The sequence below is a fragment of the Rubritalea sp. genome, from assembly GCF_039830215.1.
In the GTDB taxonomy this organism is placed as follows: domain Bacteria; phylum Verrucomicrobiota; class Verrucomicrobiia; order Verrucomicrobiales; family Akkermansiaceae; genus Rubritalea.
The window spans coordinates 1-3,950 of sequence record NZ_JBDOPO010000014.1 but is presented as its reverse complement, the minus strand read 5'-3'; the positions used below and the strand labels follow the sequence as shown (position 1 = coordinate 3,950).

4 protein-coding genes and 1 pseudogene are annotated in these 3,950 nt (G+C 45.9%); all 5 read left to right on the top strand.

Going from position 1 to position 3,950, the window contains the following annotated elements:
• Positions 1 to 1,197, top strand: a pseudogene (locus ABGY95_RS00525) (hypothetical protein); the annotation flags it as partial.
• A gap of 79 nt (positions 1,198 to 1,276) precedes the next feature.
• A complete protein-coding gene (locus tag ABGY95_RS00520; RefSeq protein WP_347439725.1) occupies positions 1,277 to 1,708 on the top strand; it encodes an exosortase system-associated protein, TIGR04073 family in 432 nt (143 codons plus the stop codon).
• A gap of 188 nt (positions 1,709 to 1,896) precedes the next feature.
• Positions 1,897 to 2,802, top strand: coding sequence for a putative selenate ABC transporter substrate-binding protein (locus tag ABGY95_RS00515; protein WP_347439724.1), 906 nt, complete (start codon positions 1,897 to 1,899; stop codon positions 2,800 to 2,802).
• Between the two features lie 57 nt (positions 2,803 to 2,859).
• On the top strand, positions 2,860 to 3,606 hold the full coding sequence (locus ABGY95_RS00510; RefSeq protein ID WP_347439723.1) for an ATP-binding cassette domain-containing protein: 747 nt from the start codon (positions 2,860 to 2,862) through the stop codon (positions 3,604 to 3,606).
• On the top strand, positions 3,599 to 3,950 hold a 352-nt coding region (locus ABGY95_RS00505), incomplete at its 3' end, for a hypothetical protein (protein ID WP_347439722.1). The genes ABGY95_RS00510 and ABGY95_RS00505, both read left to right, overlap by 8 nt.

The following is a 3,950-nucleotide window of genomic DNA, read 5'->3' as shown; positions in this document are numbered from 1 at the left end:
CCTGTAACCCCAACAGCACCTGTAACTCCAACTGCACCTGTAACGTCAACAGCACCTGTAAACTCAACTGCACCTGTAGTCACTCCTCAAATCTCACCTAAACTTACAGCAACCAAGAAAGGGCTGAGCAGTAAGCAAAAGATTATGATCTCAGCCAGCCTAGGTGTCGCAATCGTCATATGCGGTTGTTTTGTCTTGTCCAGAACTTCATCCAATAACGAAGCTTTAAGGTTTAACAAACTCGTTCAACAAGTTACGGATCGCAAAGCCCGAGACATTCCTACTACGGAAGAAGAGCTCACCCTACTTTTGGACACACTTGCTGATGATACCATCTCCAACAGACATGCTATTTTTCAACGCATTGTCATCTCTCAAGCCCAGGGAGATTACTCCATTGATAAGCTAGTGCTTGATTATGCCACTTCCGCTGGATTTGGCGAAGAAGATAGAAAGAACCTTGCCATTGTCATTGGAAAGCGGGGTGACCAAGGTGCCATAAAAGGCCTCCTCAAATGGGCAACTCAACGCCCCGATCACCCAGCATCTCAGCTAGCAATCGACGCAGCTAACAAAACTGTTGAAGAAGAGAACTTCACCAGTTTCATCTCAATTCTAGGAGCAACCAAAAACCCTGCGGTACGTAATTCAGCTGAAAAAGCATTAAAAAATGTAGTCAGCAAGAGCAGTAACAAAGAAAATCTAGCGCTACTACTAGCTGAAGCCTTTGATGCCTCTATCGATAAAAATTACAAACAGTCAATGATCCGCTTGCTAGGTAGTACAGGTACCGACATCGCTAAGGAAACAATTACAGAAAGCTTAGCTAGTGACAACACCATCGAGAGAATTGCTGCAGCCACGGCATTTGGAGCTTGGCCTAATGATCAGCCATTTGACGCTCTCGTCGATGCCTTCGAAGGAGAAGACACTGTGGCAGCGAAAAATAGCATCTTTAAGAGTGCCATTGCTCTTCTCAGCGCTGATCGCCGTCACGACAATGCTGAACTAGCTAACCGTTGGCTCATCCTCTCCGAATGCGATACTACAGACAGCCAAAAAAGTATGATAATCTCTGCTGCTGCAAATGCTAAAGCTGACTGGTCAGTCCCTGTACTCAAATTCTTCACTGGTAGCGAACACACAGATCGTATACAAGATAGGGCCAAGCGAGGCCTAGATAAAGTCAACGGCTAACAAAACTACTTAACATATCTTTAGTTTCTAAATTTTTACATTGTCATTCGCCACAATCTAAGTTCAATATAAATCCAACATGAGAAAAATCCTACTTTCCGCAACAGCAATTCTCCTGACAGCCACCTGCAGCTATGCAGATATTCAAGCACCTCCAGGATCCACCTACACATCTAGCCGCAAGCTAGGACGTGGTCTTTCTAACATCCTTTTCGGCCTCACTGAAATCCCAGAGCAAATCGTTCGCAAGAACGAAACTTATGGTCGTAAAGCTGGATACACCTATGGTCTCGTAGATGGTACTAGCCGAGCATTCCGCCGCATCGGTTATGGTTTCTATGAAGTATTCACCTTCAGCTGTCCAACATTCCACGGCACATTCAAGCAGCCATACATGAAATGCGGTGTAGACAACCGTATTGAAATGAACGTACACGACGGTCTTTCTGAGTTCCCACCTATTCTTGGTGCTGAGGGATACTATAGTCACGTTCGTACTCAGAGATTCTAATCACTTCACTAGTTAATCGAGTCTATAAAAAAGCGCCCAACTACAAGTAGTTGGGCGCTTTTTCTTTGTCGAATAGAGCCCTATGCTAGTGCACTCTTTTTACTAGACGAAGCTGCGGAATACCCCCACTTTATCGACGATATAGCCGATCATACTCGGCCTAAGCAATACAACCCAATTAATCTAATATGAAACTAGTTACGATGCCAGCACTCTTAGGAGTTGCAGCCCTAACAGCACTCTCTTCTTGTAATTCAAATACTGAAGAGTCCACGAATCAAGAAACACAAAGCAATGCTGTGCTTCGCTTCTCAGCTATTCCTGACTCAGACACCACCGGTCAAGCTGCTCGCTATCAGCCAGTGGCGGACTACCTCACAAAAGAACTTGGCATCAAAGTCGAATTTGTGGCGTCACCAAATTATGGCGCATCCGTGCAGAAATTCAAAGGTGGCGACATCCAGCTAGGCTGGTTTGGCGGTGTCACCGGCGTGCAAGCTAGGCAGGCAGTAAAAGGAGCTCAAGCCATTGTAGCAGGTTCTGCAGACCTTGAATTTAAATCGTACTTCATCGCGCACACCTCAACTGGCCTCACTCGTTCAGAGTCCTTTCCAGCTGCCATCAAGGACCTAAAATTTACTTATGGCAGCCAGAATTCCACTTCAGGCTGCATCATGCCAACACATTTCATCATGGAAGCTTCTGAGAAATCTCCTCAAGATTTCTTCACAAGTGACTTTGGCTTTTCAGGTTCTCATGACAAGACTGCTGAACTCGTGAACAATGGCACATTCCAAGTCGGTGCTCTTAACTTTAAGACCTACGAGAAGGGTATCGCTAACGGCACACTTGATAAAGAGAAGTGCCTCGTGATCTGGGAAACCCCTACATACGCAGATTACAACATGACTGCTCACCCAATCCTTAATGAACAGTTTGGTGAAGGATTTATTGCTAAGCTTCAAAAAGCGCTCGTCGAATGTGATGACAAGTCTGCTCTCGATGCACTCCAGCGCGAAAAGCTAGTTGAAGTCAACAACGAGACATTCGATGGAATTGCCTCAGTTATGAGTAAAGTTAGTTTCAGTAAATAATAATTTTGTTACTATCATGCCAGCTAACCACTCATGGTTAGACTGGCATTTTTTCTTATGATCAAACTCGAAAACGCCAACCTTAGCTTTGGATCTACACATGCCCTCCATAACTGTGAGCTCACGATCGACAAAGGTGAACAGATTGCCCTCATTGGACCGTCTGGCTCCGGCAAGAGTTCGCTTCTACGTGTCCTAGCTACAGAATACAGATTAGATACAGGCGATTACTGGCTCGATAGTAGGTCAATGAGATCACTCAGCAGCAAATGCCTAAAAAACCAACGCTGTGATATAGCGTACATCCCCCAAGACCTTGCTCTTGTCCCAAACCTAAAGGTCAGCCAAAACGTCATGTTAGGACAGATTGGCAGCACACATTTGCTCGGAAGCATCAAAGATACTCTCATCCCCTCGACCACGAAGCTCAACCTTGTCAGAGACATACTCCAAGAAGTGGGGATACCGGAGAAGCTCTTTCATCGGACCGACTCACTCTCAGGAGGACAACAACAGCGAGTAGCTATAGCACGTGCTCTCTACCAAGAGGCTTCGCTAATACTCGCAGACGAACCTGTTTCAGCTGTTGATCCATCACGTGCACATGCGCTACTGGACTGCCTCACTCAAATGGCAACAAAGCACACGCTCACACTCATTTGTTCTTTGCACAACCTTGAGTACGCAAAAACATTTTTCCCAAGGCTCGTAGGTATGCGAGAAGGCAAAGTGGTGTTCGACGGTAAGTCTAGCGACTTTACTGATAAAGATTTCAGCGCACTATATCAACTTGATAATGGCTAGTGCTGAGCGACTCAGGCCTCCACTTTGGAGTTGGCGTAGGGCGACAGTGATTGGTTTCCTGTGTCTTCTTTTCGTGTGCCTATCAAAACTTGGCTCCGATTTTAACCAACTGCCTAACAGTGCCGACCCATATGCTGCAGCTCACACATTTTTCTCAGCAGCTTTAGCCCCTGCGTTGGTCGACCAGAATCCTAGCTTACCGAGTGACAGCCAAACTTTTATTGGCAGAACCCTAGAAGCTCTTCTCACCACGATCCGCTACGCTTTCATTGCTATGTCGATGGCTGTCCCTGCTGGTTTAGCGTTAGGATTTTTATGTTCTCGATCATGGTGGTCAACAACGC